Annotated in this window: 14 protein-coding genes; 7 read left to right on the top strand and 7 right to left on the bottom strand. The window is 61.4% G+C overall.

Annotated elements, in window-relative coordinates; genetic code table 11:
* The first annotated feature begins 61 nt into the window (after positions 1–61).
* Positions 62–1,405 carry a CDP-diacylglycerol--serine O-phosphatidyltransferase gene (pssA, locus tag AC1RBR_RS13465; RefSeq protein WP_492564905.1) on the top strand — a complete coding sequence of 448 codons (1,344 nt, stop codon included), beginning with the start codon at positions 62–64 and terminating at the stop codon, positions 1,403–1,405.
* 123 nt (positions 1,406–1,528) lie between these two features.
* On the opposite strand, the gene efeO (AC1RBR_RS13460) is transcribed toward pssA, so the two are convergent.
* Genes efeO (AC1RBR_RS13460) through efeU form a run of 4 tightly spaced genes read right to left on the bottom strand, consistent with a single transcriptional unit; the run spans position 1,529 to position 5,757 of the window.
* Positions 1,529–2,353: an iron uptake system protein EfeO gene (gene efeO, locus AC1RBR_RS13460; protein ID WP_492564903.1), complete on the bottom strand. Its 825-nt coding sequence runs from the start codon at positions 2,351–2,353 to the stop codon at positions 1,529–1,531.
* A 25-nt stretch (positions 2,354–2,378) separates the two neighbouring features.
* Positions 2,379–3,677 (bottom strand): iron uptake transporter deferrochelatase/peroxidase subunit, encoded by a 1,299-nt coding sequence (gene efeB, locus AC1RBR_RS13455; RefSeq protein ID WP_492564901.1) that lies wholly within the window; start codon positions 3,675–3,677, stop codon positions 2,379–2,381.
* Positions 3,678–3,694: 17 nt separating this feature from the next.
* Positions 3,695–4,894 (bottom strand): iron uptake system protein EfeO, encoded by a 1,200-nt coding sequence (efeO, locus tag AC1RBR_RS13450; RefSeq protein WP_492564899.1) that lies wholly within the window; start codon positions 4,892–4,894, stop codon positions 3,695–3,697.
* 8 nt (positions 4,895–4,902) lie between these two features.
* Positions 4,903–5,757, bottom strand: coding sequence for an iron uptake transporter permease EfeU (efeU, locus tag AC1RBR_RS13445; RefSeq protein WP_492564898.1), 855 nt, complete (start codon positions 5,755–5,757; stop codon positions 4,903–4,905).
* Positions 5,758–6,046: 289 nt separating this feature from the next.
* On the opposite strand from efeU, the gene AC1RBR_RS13440 reads away from it, so the two are divergent.
* Entirely contained in the window at positions 6,047–7,063 is a 1,017-nt protein-coding gene (locus AC1RBR_RS13440; protein ID WP_492564896.1) for an AraC family transcriptional regulator, read from the top strand.
* On the opposite strand, the gene AC1RBR_RS13435 is transcribed toward AC1RBR_RS13440, so the two are convergent.
* Positions 7,047–7,511 (bottom strand): hypothetical protein, encoded by a 465-nt coding sequence (locus AC1RBR_RS13435; protein ID WP_492564894.1) that lies wholly within the window; start codon positions 7,509–7,511, stop codon positions 7,047–7,049. The two genes, AC1RBR_RS13440 and AC1RBR_RS13435, sit on opposite strands and share 17 nt — an antisense overlap.
* 81 nt (positions 7,512–7,592) lie before the next feature.
* Between AC1RBR_RS13435 and AC1RBR_RS13430 the strand changes: the two genes are divergently transcribed.
* From AC1RBR_RS13430 to AC1RBR_RS13410, 5 genes are all read left to right on the top strand, one after another.
* Entirely contained in the window at positions 7,593–9,257 is a 1,665-nt protein-coding gene (locus AC1RBR_RS13430) for an AMP-binding protein (RefSeq protein ID WP_492564893.1), read from the top strand.
* Between the two features lie 15 nt (positions 9,258–9,272).
* Positions 9,273–10,034 carry an SDR family NAD(P)-dependent oxidoreductase gene (locus tag AC1RBR_RS13425; RefSeq protein ID WP_096796067.1) on the top strand — a complete coding sequence of 254 codons (762 nt, stop codon included), beginning with the start codon at positions 9,273–9,275 and terminating at the stop codon, positions 10,032–10,034.
* A 12-nt stretch (positions 10,035–10,046) separates the two neighbouring features.
* Positions 10,047–11,240 (top strand): acetyl-CoA C-acyltransferase, encoded by a 1,194-nt coding sequence (locus AC1RBR_RS13420; RefSeq protein WP_492564891.1) that lies wholly within the window; start codon positions 10,047–10,049, stop codon positions 11,238–11,240.
* A gap of 139 nt (positions 11,241–11,379) precedes the next feature.
* On the top strand, positions 11,380–12,507 hold the full coding sequence (locus AC1RBR_RS13415) for an acyl-CoA dehydrogenase (RefSeq protein WP_492564889.1): 1,128 nt from the start codon (positions 11,380–11,382) through the stop codon (positions 12,505–12,507).
* Between the two features lie 120 nt (positions 12,508–12,627).
* Entirely contained in the window at positions 12,628–13,401 is a 774-nt protein-coding gene (locus tag AC1RBR_RS13410; protein WP_492564888.1) for an enoyl-CoA hydratase, read from the top strand.
* 106 nt (positions 13,402–13,507) lie between these two features.
* Here the strand turns inward: AC1RBR_RS13410 and AC1RBR_RS13405 are convergent, their stop codons facing one another.
* Positions 13,508–14,659 carry an acyl-CoA dehydrogenase family protein gene (locus tag AC1RBR_RS13405; protein WP_492564886.1) on the bottom strand — a complete coding sequence of 384 codons (1,152 nt, stop codon included), beginning with the start codon at positions 14,657–14,659 and terminating at the stop codon, positions 13,508–13,510.
* Between the two features lie 3 nt (positions 14,660–14,662).
* On the bottom strand, positions 14,663–15,769 hold the full coding sequence (locus AC1RBR_RS13400; protein ID WP_492564884.1) for an enoyl-CoA hydratase/isomerase family protein: 1,107 nt from the start codon (positions 15,767–15,769) through the stop codon (positions 14,663–14,665).
* Between the last annotated feature and the right edge of the window lie 122 nt (positions 15,770–15,891).

The following is a 15,891-nucleotide window of genomic DNA, read 5'->3' as shown; positions in this document are numbered from 1 at the left end:
ACCCGAACCGGTTGATGGTGTAAGCTCTCGGGTTCTTCGGATTCGACCCATTGCGAGCCCTATGCCGTTGCTTTTCAAACGCTCTTTGCTGCCCAAACTGAGCAGCTTTCCGCTGACTTCCGAGGCCGTGACCATTCTGTCCGGCGCCGCCGAGTTCCGTCGTTGCCTGCTGGAGAAAATCGCCGAGGCGACCCGGCGCATCTACATCGTTGCGCTGTATCTGCAGCACGACGAGGCCGGTCAGGAAATCCTCGATGCCTTGCACGCCGCCAAGCTCAAGCGCCCGGAGCTGGAGATCGTCGTGGTGGTTGACTGGCTGCGCGCCCAGCGTGGGCTGATCGGTGCCGGCAAACAGCCGGGCAACTCGGCGTGGTACCAGGAAATGACTCGCACGCACCAGAGCGAAGTGCCGGTCTACGGCGTGCCGGTGCAGACCCGCGAACTGTTCGGCGTCCTGCATCTGAAAGGCTTCGTGATCGACGATTGCGTGGTTTACAGCGGTGCAAGCCTGAACAACGTCTACCTGCACAAGTTCGACAAGTACCGATTCGACCGTTATCACGTGCTGCACAGCCGCGAACTGGCCGACTCGATGCATCATCTGGTCAAGCATGGCCTGATCGAGTCCAAGGCTGTACATCGCCTCGACCTGCCGAATCTGCCGACCACCCGCAGCCTGCGCAACGACATCGGCGATCTGCGCAGCCGTCTCAAGTATGCGGCGTACGACACCAGTGCCGGCAGCACGGCGCGCAGCGGCCTGTCGGTGAGTCCATTGTTGGGCGTGGGCAAAAACAATCCGTTGAACCGGGTGATTGTCGAGCTGATCGCCAGCGCGCAACAGCAACTGACCATCTGCACGCCGTACTTCAATCTGCCGCTGCCGATCATCCGCGAGATCAATCGCGCGCTGGCCCGTGGGGTGAAGATCGACATCGTGGTCGGCGACAAGACCGCCAACGATTTCTACATTCCGCCGAGCGAGCCGTTCAAGGTGATTGCGGCGCTGCCGTATCTGTACGAAATCAGCCTGCGCCGGTTTGCCAAGCGCCATCAGCGCAACATCGACAGCGGCCAGTTGAACCTGCACCTGTGGCGTGACGGCGACAACAGCTATCACCTCAAGGGCATGTGGGTCGACCAGCGCTATACGCTGCTGACCGGCAACAACCTCAATCCACGGGCGTTCCGCCTCGACCTGGAAAACGCGCTGCTGATCGATGATCCGCAAGGCGAGTGGCTTGAGCCACGGGCGAAGGAGCAGCAAGAGATTTTCCGCAACACCACGCGGATTGCCAGCTTCCAGAACCTGGAGACCTTGCCGGAGTACCCGGCGGGGGTGGCGAAGTTTCTCAAGCGCGTGAGCCGGGTGCGGATCGAGCGGTTGCTCTACAGGATTTTGTAAACCTTCAGATTATTCGGTGCGGTTAAAACCGCTATCGCGAGCAGGCTCACTCCTACAGTGGAATGCATTCCAACTGTAGGAGTGAGCCTGCTCGCGATGGGGCACTTAAGGCCTCTACATCAATCAGTTCAGACCGAGCTTGCCACGCAATGTGGACAGGTCTTCCGCCAAGGTATTGACCGGGCCAACCAGCGCCTTGCGATCGTTGTCCTTCACCTTGTCATACGTCTCGAAACCACCATCCTTGGTCTGGTACTTGGCGAGGATTTTGTCCACAGTGGCGAAGTTCTTGTCGACTTTGGCAACGAACGCCTTGTCCTGCTTCTCGATCTGCGGACGGAACAGGTCGACGATTTTCTTCGCGCCGTCGATGTTGCCCTGGAAGTCATAAAGGTCAGTGTGGCTGTAACGGTCTTCCTCACCGGAGATCTTGGTCGCGGCAACCTCTTCCAGCAGAGCAGCCGCACCACCAACGACTTTCTCCGGCGGGAAGGTCAGGCCGGCGACGCGGGTCTGCAGGTCTTTCACATCGCTGTCCAGCTTGTCCGCCAGCGCCGTCAGGCCTTCGGTGGTTTTCTCCGAGAACAGCGAGTATTCGATGCGGTGAAAACCGGTGAAGTCTTCCGCCTTCACGCCTTTTTCGTGGTCGTCGACGCGGGAGTCGATGGACGCATCGAGGTCACTGAACAGCTCGGCAATCGGCTCGATCGACTCGTAGTAGACGCGGGTCGGGGCGTAGAGCTTTTGCGCGGTGGCCAGATCACCTTTCTTCACCGCATCGGTGAATTGTTGGGTGTGGCTGCCCAGTTCATCCAGTTGCTCGGTGACGTAGATCTTGTAGTCCGACACCGGGCCGACCAGATCCAGCGGCGCCGTCGCGGCGAACGCGGAAAGCGGGGTGTTGAGCAAACCGAGGGTCAGCAGTAACGCGAGTGGCGACTTTTTCATGGAGCGGCTCCGAGGTTTTTTATGGTTAGGCAGCGGTTTTGGGTTGGGTGGCGTTGAGCAGCGAGCGACCGATGAAATCCTTGTCGCCGGTGACACCCGGAAGGGTGAAGAAGTAGCCGCCGCCGACCGGTTTGAGGTACTCCTCAAGTGGTTCGCCGTTGAGCCGGGTCTGCACGGTGATGAAGCCTTTTTCCAGATCGGCCTGATAGCAGATGAACAGCAGGCCCATGTCGAGCTGGCCGTTCTTGTTGACGCCGTTGGAGTAGTTGAACGGCCGGCGCAGAATCAGGTTGGCCCGGCTCGCGGCGGTGCGCGGGTTGGCCAGGCGAATGTGCGCGTCGAGCTTGGTCAGTTTGCCTTCCGGGTCTTTGCTGTAATCCGGGACTTCGGTCTCATGCTGCGCGCCCATCGGTGCGCCCGTGGTCTTGACCCGACCGATGATGCTTTCCTGTTCCTGCAGCGGTGTGCGATCCCAACGCTCGACGAAATTGCGAATGATCCGCACCGCTTGATAGCTGCCGTGGGTCGCCCAGGCCGGTTCATCGCTGCCCGGTTGCACCCAGACGATCTTGTCCATCGCCTTGGCGTCGTTGGAGTCGGGGTTGGCCGAGCCGTCACGGAAACCGAGGAAGTTACGCGCCGATTGCGCCGGCACCCCCGGTTTCGCCGGAGCTTGCGGCGGCACGCTGCCTTCCTGTTTCCAGCGCACCAGCAGCAGGTCTGGCAGGTTCTTGACGATGTCGCGCAGGGCGTGAATGTTGGTGTCGGCGGTGTTCGAGCAGAACTGCAGGCTCAAGTCGCCGTGGCAGCAATCGGCCTCCAGCGCATCGTTGGGGAAGCCGACCATGCGTTGCAGGCGCTTCGGTTTGGCGGCGGCCAGACCGAAGCGCTCGTCGAACAGTGATTCGCCTACCGAGACAGTGATGGTCAGGTTGTCCGGGGTCACCACCGGGCCGAGGATGCCGGAATCCGGCGGCGGCAGTTTCGGGTCGATCTGCGCCACCGGGCCGCCCTTCATCAGGAACGCGATGCGCTCGTTGAGGGTGCGGAACAGCCGCTCAAGGTCTTCGCGATCACTGGCCAGTACGTCGAACGACACGAACATGCCGGACGCCGGACGCGGGGTGACGATCCCGGTCTGGTGCACGCCATGGAAATCGTGGCGGTCTTCGGTCTTGTCGCTGCTCGGCGCTTCGGTGACTTGCGCCGGGGCCGCTGCCATGGCCGGGCAGCTCAGGGCCGAACCGGCCAGTGCGACGCCGGCGACACCCATGCCCATCAGCAGGCGGCGACGTTGCAGATCGAGGTTTTGCAATTCTTTCATCGGTATTCGTCTTCTGCTTACAGGCCGGAGAGGCCGAGGGCGGGATCGATGCCATCCAGAGCGTCAGCCAGGGTCTGAGCCTTGTCGGCGATCTGTTTGCGTTGTTCGCCACTGACCGTGTCGTAAGTGGCGTAGCCGTCCTTGACCTTGAAGCTGTTCAGTACGCTGTCGAAATCACTCAGCGCCGCGTCGATTTTCGGCAGCAGATCCGGCGCCGATTTGGTCAGCATCGGCCGCAGCAGCTCGACCACTTTGTGCGCGGTTTCCAGGTTGTTGGCGAAGCCGTTGAGGTCGGCGTGGCTGTAGCGTTCCTCTTCACCGCTGGCGGCGCGCACGTCGGCCAGGGTGTTGAGGTTGCGCACCACGATGCTCACCAGTTGTTCCGGCGGCAGCGATTGGGCCAGCAGCTGTTGCTTGAGCGTGGTGACGTCGGCCAGCAGACGCTCGGCGACCGGGTTCAAGCCGTCGAGGCTGCGTTGCTGGAATAGCGCATATTCGACCCGATGGAAGCCGACGAAGGCTGGATCCTGCTCGCGTTTTTCGAAGTAATCGGCGCGGGCATTGATGCTGTTGTCCAGTTCCGCCAGCCGTTGCGCGGCAGGCGCCAAACGCTGGTAAGCGGCACGCGCTGGCAAGTACAGCGCTTGCGCCTGGGCCAGGTCGCCGCTGGTAATTGCCTGATTCAGCGCGGTCACGGCTTTGATCAGCGCGCTGCCCTGAGTCGCCAGATACACGCGAAACTCCGACAGCGGCCCGACGAAAGCGACCATCGATGGCTTGGCCTTGGCGGCAGCATCGGAAGCCGCAGTCGGCGTTACGTGCAGCACGCCGCGTGGATTGCTCAGCAGACCGCAAGTGATCGCGTAGTCGCCGGGTTGCAGGTTGGCGTTGATCACCTGGCTCAGGCCCGGCGCGATGTTTTCGCGTTCTTCGACCACCAGCACACCGTCGAGAATTTCCCATTCCACCGCGCGGTCGGAACGGTTGACGATGCGGAAACTGGCGCGGCCAGCGGGAACCGTCAGCTCGTTCGGATCGCAGCTGTGCGCGTTGATGTTGACCACCACTTCATCATGGTTGTGCTGACGCTTGGCCGCGGCCATTTTCGAGGCGTAGTAGAACAGGCCACCGGCGGCGATCATCACGACCACCGAACCGGCCACCGCCCAACGCAAGGCGCGGGGAGGGGAGGCCTGGGGAGTATTAGGCTTTGACATGGTTGCCCTTATTGGCTGGAAACGGAAGACGATTTGCCAGCTGCGTCAGCGCTGGAGGCCGGCGCGGCGGGGTAGAAAAACATCACCAGCGCCAGCACCAGATAGATCAGGTACGCACCGAGGGTGCTGACGGTCGGCGCATCCTGATAACCGAACATGCCGGCCAGCACCGAGCCCAGCGGGCCGTCCATCGGCAGCGTCGCGCTGAGGTCGAACAGCACGGTCTGCAGGTGATTCCACACGCCGGCTTCATGCAGGGCCTGCACCGAATTGGCGAGGATCCCGGCGGCGACCACCAGAATGAACAACCCGGTCCACTTGAAGAACGCCGACAGGTTCAGGCGCATGCTGCCGCTGTAGATCAGGAAACCGACAACGATTGCCAGCACCAGACCGAGCAGGGCGCCGATCGGCGCGCCCGGGCCTTCGCTCTGCTGGAACACGGCGAGCAGGAAGAACACGGTTTCCAGGCCTTCGCGGGCCACGGCGAAGAACACCATGGCGATCAGCGCGATTACCTGATGCTTTGACGAGGTCAGGGCGTGATCCAGCGAGGCCTGCAACGAATGCTTGATCGAACGCGCGACCTTGCGCATCCAGAACACCATCGAACTGAGAATGCCCACCGCGACCAGCCCGACAATGCCTTCGAACAATTCCTGCTGTTTTTGCGGGAATTCGGCGCTGACCAGTTCCAGACCACCGCCGACCAGCAACGCCAGCGCAGCGGCAAGAAACACACCGATCCACACCGCCGGCATCCATTGGCCACGTCCGGTTTGTTGCAGGTAGCTGGCGATGATGCCAACGATCAGCGCGGCTTCAATGCCTTCGCGCAGCATGATCAGAAAGGGAACGAGCATTCAGGCAACCACGAGTGATTTAGTTAGGTGGCTAAGTTGTAACATAATGACACTCATTCCCAAATGGGGATGGTTGACATTTACCTGAACATTCGCTGAACGAGCTGTTTTTTGCCCCCGCACCTTCCTCCTGTAGGAGCTGCCGAAGGCTGCGATCTTTTGATCTTGTTTTTAAAAATCAAAGTCAAAAGATCGCAGCCTTCGGCAGCTCCTACAGGGGATTCGTGTTGAATTCGCATCCTGCGTTAAGATGCCGGTCACTCGAAAACAACAAGGTCTGCCTCGCTCCATGTCGGAAAAAGACACCATCGCCGTGCAACTGGTGCGTGAAGCACTGCTGCAAAGTTGTGCCCCGGGCGTGGCCACGGATGAAGTCTTGAACAAGGTCGGTATCGATTCAGCCTTGCTGCACGGCGCAGAGGGCCGGGTGCCGGCCTCGCAATACGCGAAACTCTGGCGCTTGCTGGCCCGGCGCGGTGATGACGAGTTCTTCGGCATGGATCCACGCAAGCTCAAGTCCGGCAGCCTTGAGTTCCTTTGTCGAAGCGCCATGGCGCAACCGACCCTGGCCGCCGGCCTGAGCATGGGCCTGAATTTTCTTTCCTTGATGCTGGAAAAAATGCCCGCGCAATTGGCGCATCAGCAAAGTCTGGCGGAAATCGTCCTGCTTGAAGACGACCCCGAACCGCGTCGGGCGTTTACCTATTTCACCTACTGGATGATCGTCCACGGCGTCGCCTGCTGGCTGGCGGGGCGGCGGATCCCGATTCTGGCGATCGAGCTGCGCTGCGCCGAGCCGGATTTCTGCGACGACTACCGGGTGATGTTCTCGGAAAACCTGCGCTTCGACCGTCCACGCACGCGGATGATCTTCGCCGCCGACTGCCTCGACCTGCCGATCAAGCGTACGGCCGAAGAGCTGAAACGCTTTCTGGCCCATGCGCCGGCGAACATTCTGGTGAAATACCGCGACCCCGAAAGCCTGGCCAGCCGGATCAAACAGGATCTGCGGCAGCTACCTGCCGAACAGTGGCCGGAGACCGAGGCTCTGGCGCAGCAGCTGTGCATGTCCGCCTCGACCCTGCGCCGGCGTTTGTCCGAGGAAGGGCAGACCTATCAGGGCCTCAAGGACAGCGTGCGCAAGGAATTGGCGATCACCTGGCTGGCGGAGCCGTCGATCAGCTTCGTCGAGATCGCCACGCGGCTGGGGTTTGCCGATGCGAGTTCGTTCTACAAGGCGTTTCGCAAGTGGTCGGGGTCCAATCCGGGGCATTACCGCACGCTGATCCTCAACGAAGCGGTTTGATCCGGAATGTTTGCAGCCTGATCAGGCCTCTTCGGGAGCAAGCCCCCTCCCACATTTGAAATGCATTGTTCCTGTAATTTTGCTTGCCCAAGTGGCCATCATTTGAAATGCATTGTTCCTGTGATCTGCAGCCTGCCTGGCTTGCCCAGGTGGCCCACCATTTGAAATGCATTGTTCCTGTAATTTTCAGCCTGCCTGGCTTGCCCAAGTGGCCATCATTTGAAATGCATTGTTCCTGTGATCTGCAGCCTGCCTGGCTTGCCCAGGTGGCCCACCATTTGAAATGCATTCCTTCTTTGATTGCAGCCTCCCTTGCTTTTGTGGCTGATCCCTCATTGTGAAATGCAATCTCCTGTGGGAGGGGGCTTGCTCCCGAAGGCGTCAGTCCAGCCTGTACATCTCGCGAACCTTGGCCAAACCAGTCAGCCACTTTGATGGCTTTGACCATTGCCGCCTCCGCGCCGCAGCGCGACTATCCCTGTGTTGTTTACGGTTCCCAGCCTAATAAAAACACCGAGGGATTCTGGCAATGCGCGATTACCTGTCTGCCACCGAACAGTTCAACTATCAGCACACCGTGGACGCTGCGCTCAGCGGCACGCTGGAGGCGCTCAACGCCTGCGTCGAATGTTGCGACCGCCACGCGTTGCCGGGGCGTATTGCGCTGTTCTGGGAGGGCCGCGACGGCGCCAGCGCCACGTACACCTTCAGCGAGCTGCAAGACAAAGCCGCGCGTTTCGCCAATTTCCTTCTCGAACAAGGCGTGCAGAAGGGCGACAAGGTCGCCGGCCTGCTGCCACGCAACATCGAATTGCTCATCACCGTGTTCGCCACCTGGCGTATTGGCGCGGTGTATCAGCCGCTGTTCACCGCATTCGGCCCCAAGGCCATCGAGCATCGCCTGAACAGTTCCGGCGCGAAAGTGGTGGTCACTGACGCGGTCAACCGGCCGAAACTCGCTGAAGTCAGCGAATGCCCGACCATCGTCACCGTCGGCGGCGCCAAGGGCCAGGGCATCGTCCGTGGCGATTTCAGTTTCTGGGCCGAGCTGCCTAATCATTCCAGCGTCTGCGAACCGGTATTACTGACGGGCGAAGACCCGTTCCTGCTGATGTTCACTTCGGGCACCACCGGCCCGTCAAAAGCACTGTCGGTGCCGCTCAAGGCGATCGTCGCGTTCCAGAGTTACACCCGCGACGCGGTGGATCTGCGCCCCGAAGATTCGTTCTGGAACGTCGCCGATCCGGGCTGGGCCTACGGCATCTATTTCGGCGTCACCGGGCCGATGGCGATAGGGCATCCGATCACCTTTTACGATGGTCCGTTCACCCTCGAAAGCACCTGCCGGGTGATCAACAAATACGGCATCACCAACCTCACTGGCTCGCCGACCGCGTATCGCCTGTTGATTGCCGGCGGCAACGAGTTCGCCAAGTCGATCAAGGGCAAGCTGCGCATCGTCAGCAGCGCTGGCGAGCCGCTCAACCCGGAAGTGATCCGCTGGTTCGCTGACAACCTCGGCGTGGTGATTCACGATCACTACGGCCAGACCGAACTGGGCATGGTTCTGTGCAACCACCACGGTCTGCAGCACCCGATCCACCTCGGCGCCGCCGGTTTCGCCTCGCCGGGCCATCGCATCGTGGTGCTCGACGAACATTACAACGAACTCGGTGTCGGCCAGCCGGGCATTCTCGCCATCGATCGCACCCAGTCGCCGATGTGCTGGTTCGGCGGCTACGAAGGCGTGCCGACCAAAGCTTTCGTCGGCAATTACTACCTCAGCGGCGACACCGTGGAGTGGAACCCGGACGGCAGCATCAGCTTCGTCGGCCGCAGTGATGACGTAATCACCACCTCCGGGTATCGCGTCGGCCCGTTCGACGTCGAAAGCGCGCTGATCGAGCACCCGGCCGTGGTCGAAGCCGCCGTGGTCGGCAAGCCGGATCCGGAGCGTACCGAACTGGTCAAGGCCTTCGTCGTGCTCAACCCGCAATACCGCGCCGAACCGGCGCTGGCCGAGGAGTTGCGGCAACACGTGCGCAAACGTCTGGCCGCGCATTCGTACCCGCGCGAAATCGAATTTGTCAGCGAATTGCCGAAAACCCCAAGCGGCAAATTGCAGCGCTTTATCTTGCGCAACCAGGAAATCGCCAAGGCTCAAGAGGCTGCGGCGCATAACGTTTCAGCTTGAATCAGGAAGTCAGTCATGCAGATCGAGAACAAGGTTTTTATCGTCACCGGCGGCGCCTCCGGCCTGGGCGCGGCCAGCGCTGAATTGCTGGTCAACGCCGGCGCCAAAGTGATGCTGGTGGACATGAACGCCGAAGCCGTTGCCGCTCAGGCCCAGCGCCTCGGCGCGCAAAGCGTCGTCGCCGACATCAGCAATGAAGCCGCTGCCGAAGCCGCCGTGCAGGCGACGCTCAAAGCCTTTGGCAGCCTCAACGGTCTGGTCAACTGCGCCGGTATCGTCCGTGGCGAAAAGATCCTCGGCAAGAACGGCCCGCATGCGCTGTCGAGTTTTGCCCAGGTGATCAACGTCAACCTGATCGGCAGCTTCAACATGCTGCGTCTGGCTGCGGCGGCTATTGCCGAGAGTGAGGCGAATGCCGACGGCGAGCGCGGGGTGATCATCAACACCGCCTCGGTGGCGGCGTTCGACGGCCAGATCGGTCAGGCCGCGTATTCCGCCTCCAAAGGCGCGATCGCCAGCCTGACCCTGCCAGCCGCGCGTGAACTGGCGCGCTTCGGCATCCGCGTGATGACCATTGCCCCGGGCATTTTCGAAACGCCGATGATGGCCGGCATGACCCCGGAAGTGCGCGAGTCGCTGGCCGCCGGCGTGCCGTTCCCGCCGCGTCTTGGCAAACCTGCCGAGTACGCCGCGCTGGTTCGGCATATCATCGAAAACAGCATGCTCAACGGTGAGGTGATCCGTCTCGACGGCGCCTTGCGCATGGCCGCCAAGTAAGGAGGATTTGTCATGACTAGTTCCAACGATCCGATCGTTATCGTCAGCGCCGTCCGCACCCCAATGGGCGGTTTTCAGGGCGAACTGAAAAGCCTCACCGCACCGCAACTCGGCGCTGCCGCGATCAAGGCTGCGGTTGAGCGCGCCGGTGTCGCCAGCGATGCGGTCGACGAAGTGCTGTTCGGTTGCGTATTGCCTGCCGGCCTCGGCCAGGCGCCGGCGCGTCAGGCGGCACTGGGTGCCGGGCTGGATAAATCGACGCGCTGCACCACGGTCAACAAGATGTGCGGCTCGGGCATGGAAACCACCATTCTCGCCCACGACATGCTGCTGGCCGGCAGCGCCGACGTGGTGATCGCCGGCGGCATGGAAAGCATGTCCAACTCGCCATATCTGCTGGATCGTGCCCGCGCCGGTTACCGCATGGGCCACGGCCGGGTGCTCGACTCGATGTTCCTCGACGGCCTCGAAGACGCCTACGACAAGGGCCGGCTGATGGGCACCTTCGCCGAAGACTGCGCCGAAACCAACGACTTCAGCCGCGAAGCCCAGGATGCCTTTGCCATCGCTTCGACCACCCGCGCCCAGCAGGCGATCGAGGACGGCAGCTTCAAGGCCGAGATCGTTCCGCTGACCGTGACCGTCGGCAAGGAGCAGGTGCTGATCAGCAACGACGAGCAGCCGCCGAAAGCCAAACTGGACAAGGTCGCCTCGCTGAAACCGGCGTTCCGCGAAGGCGGCACGGTGACTGCGGCCAACTCCAGCTCGATCTCCGACGGCGCGGCGGCGCTGGTGCTGATGCGCCAGTCGCAAGCACAGAAACTCGGCCTCAAACCGCTGGCGGTGATTCACGGTCACGCGGCGTTTGCCGACACGCCGGGCCTGTTCCCGGTGGCGCCGATTGGCGCGATCAAGAAGCTGGTGAAGAAGACCGGTTGGGCGTTGAACGAGGTCGATCTGTTTGAAATCAACGAGGCGTTCGCCGTGGTGGCGATGGCCGCGATGACCCACCTGGAAATCCCCCACGACAAGCTCAACGTGCACGGCGGCGCCTGCGCGCTGGGCCATCCGATCGGTGCCTCGGGCGCGCGGATTCTGGTGACCTTGCTCTCGGCCCTGCGCCAGAAAAACCTGAAGCGCGGGATTGCGGCGATCTGCATTGGCGGCGGCGAAGCCACGGCCATGGCCGTGGAATGCGTTTATTGATTCACGCAATCCCTTTGTAGGAGTGAGCCTGCTCGCGATGGCGTCGTGTCAGTCAATACAGATTTATATGACCCACCGCTATCGCGAGCAGGCTCACTCCTACAAGGGAAAGCGGGTCGACTTAAATTAAGGATTCACAATGATTCCCAACGAAGACCAAACCCAGATCCGCGACATGGCCCGGCAGTTCGCCGAGGAGCGGCTGAAACCGTTCGCCGCCGAGTGGGATCGCGAGCATCGTTTCCCCAGGGCAGCCATTGGCGAAATGGCCGAACTGGGCTTCTTCGGCATGCTGGTGCCGGAGCAGTGGGGCGGCTGTGACACCGGCTATCTTGCGTACGCCATGGCCCTGGAAGAAATCGCCGCCGGCGACGGCGCCTGCTCGACCATCATGAGCGTGCACAACTCGGTGGGCTGTGTGCCGATTCTCAAGTTCGGCAACGACGACCAGCGCGAACGCTTCCTCAAGCCATTGGCCAACGGCGCCATGCTCGGCGCCTTCGCCTTGACCGAGCCACAGGCCGGTTCCGACGCCAGCAGCCTGAAAACCCGCGCACGGCTGGAAGGCGATCATTACGTTCTCAACGGCTGCAAACAGTTCATCACTTCCGGGCAGAACGCCGGGATCGTGATCGTGTTTGCGGTGACCGATCCGAGTGCCGGCAAACGCGGCATCACGGCGTTCATCGTGCCCACCGATTCGCCGGGCTACAAAGTCGCGCGGGTCGAAGACAAGCTCGGCCAGCATGCGTCGGACACCTGCCAGATTCTGTTTGAAGACGTCAAAGTGCCGGTCGCCAACCGCTTGGGCGAAGAGGGCGAGGGCTACAAGATCGCCCTGGCCAACCTTGAAGGCGGGCGCGTCGGCATCGCCTCGCAAGCGGTGGGCATGGCCCGCGCCGCGTTCGAAGCGGCCCGCGATTACGCCCGTGAGCGCGACACCTTTGGCAAGCCGATCATTGAGCACCAGGCCGTGGCGTTTCGTCTGGCCGACATGGCCACGCAGATCGCCGTCGCCCGGCAGATGGTGCACTACGCCGCGGCCCTGCGTGACAGCGGTCAACCGGCACTGGTCGAGGCCTCGATGGCCAAGCTGTTCGCTTCGGAAATGGCCGAGAAGGTTTGCTCGATGGCGTTGCAGACGCTGGGCGGTTACGGATACCTCAACGACTTTCCGCTGGAACGCATCTACCGCGACGTGCGCGTGTGCCAGATCTACGAAGGCACCAGCGACATTCAGCGCATGGTCATCTCACGAAACCTTTAAGCCCAACCCTGTGTAGGAGCTGCCGCAGGCTGAGATCTTTTGCTTTTGATTGTTAAAAAACAAGATCAAAAGATCGCAGCCTGCGGCAGCTCCTACAGGGTACAAATTCAGGAGTCATGTATGAGCTACGAAACGATTCTGCTGGAAAACCACGGCCGCGTCGGCCTGATCACCCTCAACCGCCCACAGGCGCTGAACGCCCTGAACGCGCAACTGGTCAGCGAAGTGAACCATGCCCTGGATGAGCTGGAGGCTGATGCGAACATCGGCTGCATCGTCATCACCGGTTCGAAGAAGGCCTTCGCCGCCGGTGCCGACATCAAGGAAATGGCCGAGCTGACCTACCCGCAGATCTACATGGATGACCTGTTCAGCGACAGTGATCGCGTGGCCAACCGCCGTAAGCCGATCATTGCTGCGGTCAACGGCTTCGCCCTTGGCGGCGGCTGCGAACTGGCGCTGATGTGCGACTTCATTCTGGCCGGCGACAACGCCAAATTCGGCCAACCGGAAATCAACCTCGGCGTGCTCCCGGGCATGGGCGGCACCCAGCGCCTGACCCGCGCCGTGGGCAAAGCCAAGGCCATGGAAATGTGCCTCAGTGGGCGGATGATCGATGCGGTGGAGGCTGAGCGCTGCGGCATCGTTGCGCGGATCGTGCCGAGCGATGAACTGCTCGACGAGGCGTTGAAAGTCGCCGCAGTGATCGCCAGCAAGTCGTTGCCGATTGCGATGATGATCAAGGAAAGCGTCAACCGTGCCTTTGAGGTCAACCTGACTGAAGGCGTGCGCTTCGAGCGCCGGGTGTTCCATGCGGCGTTCGCCACGCAGGATCAGAAGGAAGGCATGGCGGCGTTTGTCGCCAAGCGTGCGCCGGAATTTCAGGGCAAATAATGCGCTGAGCTGACTGACGCCTTCGCGAGCAAGCCCGCTCCCACACTGGATCTGCGTCGTACACAAATCCAGTGTGGGAGCGGGCTTGCTCGCGAAGCTTTTGGCATTACAACGGGTAGTTCTTCAGCTCCCGCGCAATCACCATCCGCTGAATCTCGCTCGAACCTTCGTAGATCTGGGTAATCCGCGCATCGCGGTAATACTTCTCGACCGGATAGTCTTCCAGATACCCATACCCGCCATGAATCTGAATAGCCGAGGAGCAGACTTTCTCGGCCATCTCCGAGGCGAACAGCTTGGCCTGTGAGGCCTCCGACAGGCACGGTTTGCCCGCCGTACGCAGGCGCGCCGCGTGCAGGATCATCAAGCGCGCCGCGTTGATTCGCATGTGCATGTCGGCCAGCAGATTGGCGATGCTTTGGTGTTCGTTGATCGGCTTGCCGAACTGGATGCGATCGCGGGAATACACCAGCGCCGCTTCAAACGCTGCCCGGGCGATGCCCAAGGCCTGCGCGGCGATGCCGATGCGGCCGCCCTCGAGGTTGGACAGGGCAATCGCCAGACCCTTGCCGCGCTCGCCGAGCAGATTGGCCTCGGGAATGCTGCAGTTATTCAGCGTCACTGCGCAGGTATCGGAGGCGCGGATGCCCATTTTGTGTTCGGTGCGATCAACGATGAAGCCTGGGGTATCGGTCGGTACGAGGAACGCGGAAATGCCTTTCTTGCCCAGATCCGGATCGGTCACCGCAAACACGATCGCCAGTTTCGCCCGTTTGCCATTGCTGACGAATTGCTTGGCGCCGTTGATCAGCCACTGGCCGTCGCGCAGTTCGGCGCGGGTGCGCAGGTTGTGCGCTTCGGAGCCGGCCTGCGGTTCGGTCAGGCAGAAGCAGCCAATCGTCTGGCCACTGGCGAGATCCGCCAGCCAGGTCTTTTTCTGTTCTTCGCTGCCGTAATTCAATACCGGCCCGCAGCCCACCGAGTTGTGGATGCTCATGAACGCGCCGGTCGCGCCATCGCCGGCAGAGATTTCTTCCACCGCCAAGGCGTAGGCCACGTAATCGACGTAAGTGCCGCCCCATTCCTCGGGCACCACCATGCCGAGCAAACCGAGTTCGCCCATCTTCGCCACCAGCGCGTCGTCGATCCAGCCGGCCTTTTCCCAGGCTTGCGCATGCGGCGCGATTTCGCCACGGGCGAAGTCCCGGGCCATGTCGCGGATCATCACTTGTTCTTCAGTCAGTTCGAGATCGTGCATGGCTCAGCTCCCGCTCTCAGTAAAACCGTGAAAGAAACTCGCGACATGCCCGGCGTCCAGCGCAGCAAGGGTCGGCGGGTTCCAGCGTGGTGTCTTGTCTTTGTCGATCAGCAGGGCGCGCACACCCTCGATCAGGTCGCCGCGTTCGAACCACTGGCGATCCAGATGCAGTTCGAGGGCGAAACAGTGTTCCAGGCTCAGGTGCCGACCGCGACGGAGCATTTCCAGGGTCACGGCCATCGCCAGCGGAGAGCGGGTCTGCAGCAGATCAGCAGTGGCGGTCGCCCACTCATGGCTGTCGGCGACGGTGACCGCGCGCAGTTGCTCGACGATGCTCAGCACGTCCGGCAGGGCGAAGAAATGGTCGATGGCCGGACGCAGTTTCTTCAGCGGTGCATCGGCGAGGGTTTGCACGCCGTTTTTCGCCAACAGGCCCTGCAGATCCTTGAGCGGCGTGTCGCGCCATTCCAGGTGGTCGAGTTGTTCGTCGAGGCTCGGCAGTTGGCTGCTGTCGACGAACCAGTCAGCTAGCCCGCAATACAACGCATCGGCCGCACGAATCTGCACGCCGCTGACGCCCAGATAGATCCCCAGTTCACCGGGAATCCGCGAGAGGAAATAGCTGCCGCCGACATCGGGGAAATAACCGATCGCCACTTCCGGCATCGCCAGCCGGCTCTTTTCGGTGACCACCCGCAGATCCGCACCTTGCACCAGGCCCATGCCGCCGCCGAGGACGAAACCGTCCATCAAGGCCAGCACCGGTTTGCGGTAATGATGAAGCGTCAGGTCGAGGGCGTATTCCTCGACAAAGAAATCTTCGTGCAGCGTATCGCCGCTTTTGAAGCTGTCGTACAGCGAACGGATATCGCCACCGGCACAAAAAGCCTTTTCACCGGCACCGCGCAAAACAACGGCACGCACGTTGGTGTCAGTCGCCCAGGCATCGAGTTGCTGCTGCAACTGACGAACCATGTCGAGGGTGATGGCATTGAGACCGGCGGGGCGGTTGAGGGTCAGGTGACCGATGTGATTGCGAACCTCGGCCAGCACTTCGTCTGGTGTGGCATCCATGGACGGCGTCCGCGGGGATGAAGCCTGAGCAGTCATCACTAACTCCCTGCTTTTATTGTCTTTATTCGAGAAGCTCGCGCGCGAGCGTTGACGGATCGTAACAGTGCAAATTTGCCGTGTACAACCGGGATATGTGCAGGGGGAGTTTGCGTTTTTGC

The organism is Pseudomonas sp. GW823-FHT01D03 (genome assembly GCF_058798255.1).
This window is presented reverse-complemented; position numbering and strand designations above follow the sequence as displayed.

What these genes read in the sequence shown, in the direction of transcription:
- pssA (WP_492564905.1), top strand. Translation starts at nt 62, where the DNA reads ATGCCGTTGCTTTTCAAACGCTCTTTGCTGCCCAAACTGAGCAGCTTT.
- efeO (WP_492564903.1), bottom strand. Translation starts at nt 2,353, where the DNA reads ATGAAAAAGTCGCCACTCGCGTTACTGCTGACCCTCGGTTTGCTCAAC.
- efeB (WP_492564901.1), bottom strand. Translation starts at nt 3,677, where the DNA reads ATGAAAGAATTGCAAAACCTCGATCTGCAACGTCGCCGCCTGCTGATG.
- efeO (WP_492564899.1), bottom strand. Translation starts at nt 4,894, where the DNA reads ATGTCAAAGCCTAATACTCCCCAGGCCTCCCCTCCCCGCGCCTTGCGT.
- efeU (WP_492564898.1), bottom strand. Translation starts at nt 5,757, where the DNA reads ATGCTCGTTCCCTTTCTGATCATGCTGCGCGAAGGCATTGAAGCCGCG.
- AC1RBR_RS13440 (WP_492564896.1), top strand. Translation starts at nt 6,047, where the DNA reads ATGTCGGAAAAAGACACCATCGCCGTGCAACTGGTGCGTGAAGCACTG.
- AC1RBR_RS13435 (WP_492564894.1), bottom strand. Translation starts at nt 7,511, where the DNA reads ATGGTCAAAGCCATCAAAGTGGCTGACTGGTTTGGCCAAGGTTCGCGA.
- AC1RBR_RS13430 (WP_492564893.1), top strand. Translation starts at nt 7,593, where the DNA reads ATGCGCGATTACCTGTCTGCCACCGAACAGTTCAACTATCAGCACACC.
- AC1RBR_RS13425 (WP_096796067.1), top strand. Translation starts at nt 9,273, where the DNA reads ATGCAGATCGAGAACAAGGTTTTTATCGTCACCGGCGGCGCCTCCGGC.
- AC1RBR_RS13420 (WP_492564891.1), top strand. Translation starts at nt 10,047, where the DNA reads ATGACTAGTTCCAACGATCCGATCGTTATCGTCAGCGCCGTCCGCACC.
- AC1RBR_RS13415 (WP_492564889.1), top strand. Translation starts at nt 11,380, where the DNA reads ATGATTCCCAACGAAGACCAAACCCAGATCCGCGACATGGCCCGGCAG.
- AC1RBR_RS13410 (WP_492564888.1), top strand. Translation starts at nt 12,628, where the DNA reads ATGAGCTACGAAACGATTCTGCTGGAAAACCACGGCCGCGTCGGCCTG.
- AC1RBR_RS13405 (WP_492564886.1), bottom strand. Translation starts at nt 14,659, where the DNA reads ATGCACGATCTCGAACTGACTGAAGAACAAGTGATGATCCGCGACATG.
- AC1RBR_RS13400 (WP_492564884.1), bottom strand. Translation starts at nt 15,769, where the DNA reads ATGACTGCTCAGGCTTCATCCCCGCGGACGCCGTCCATGGATGCCACA.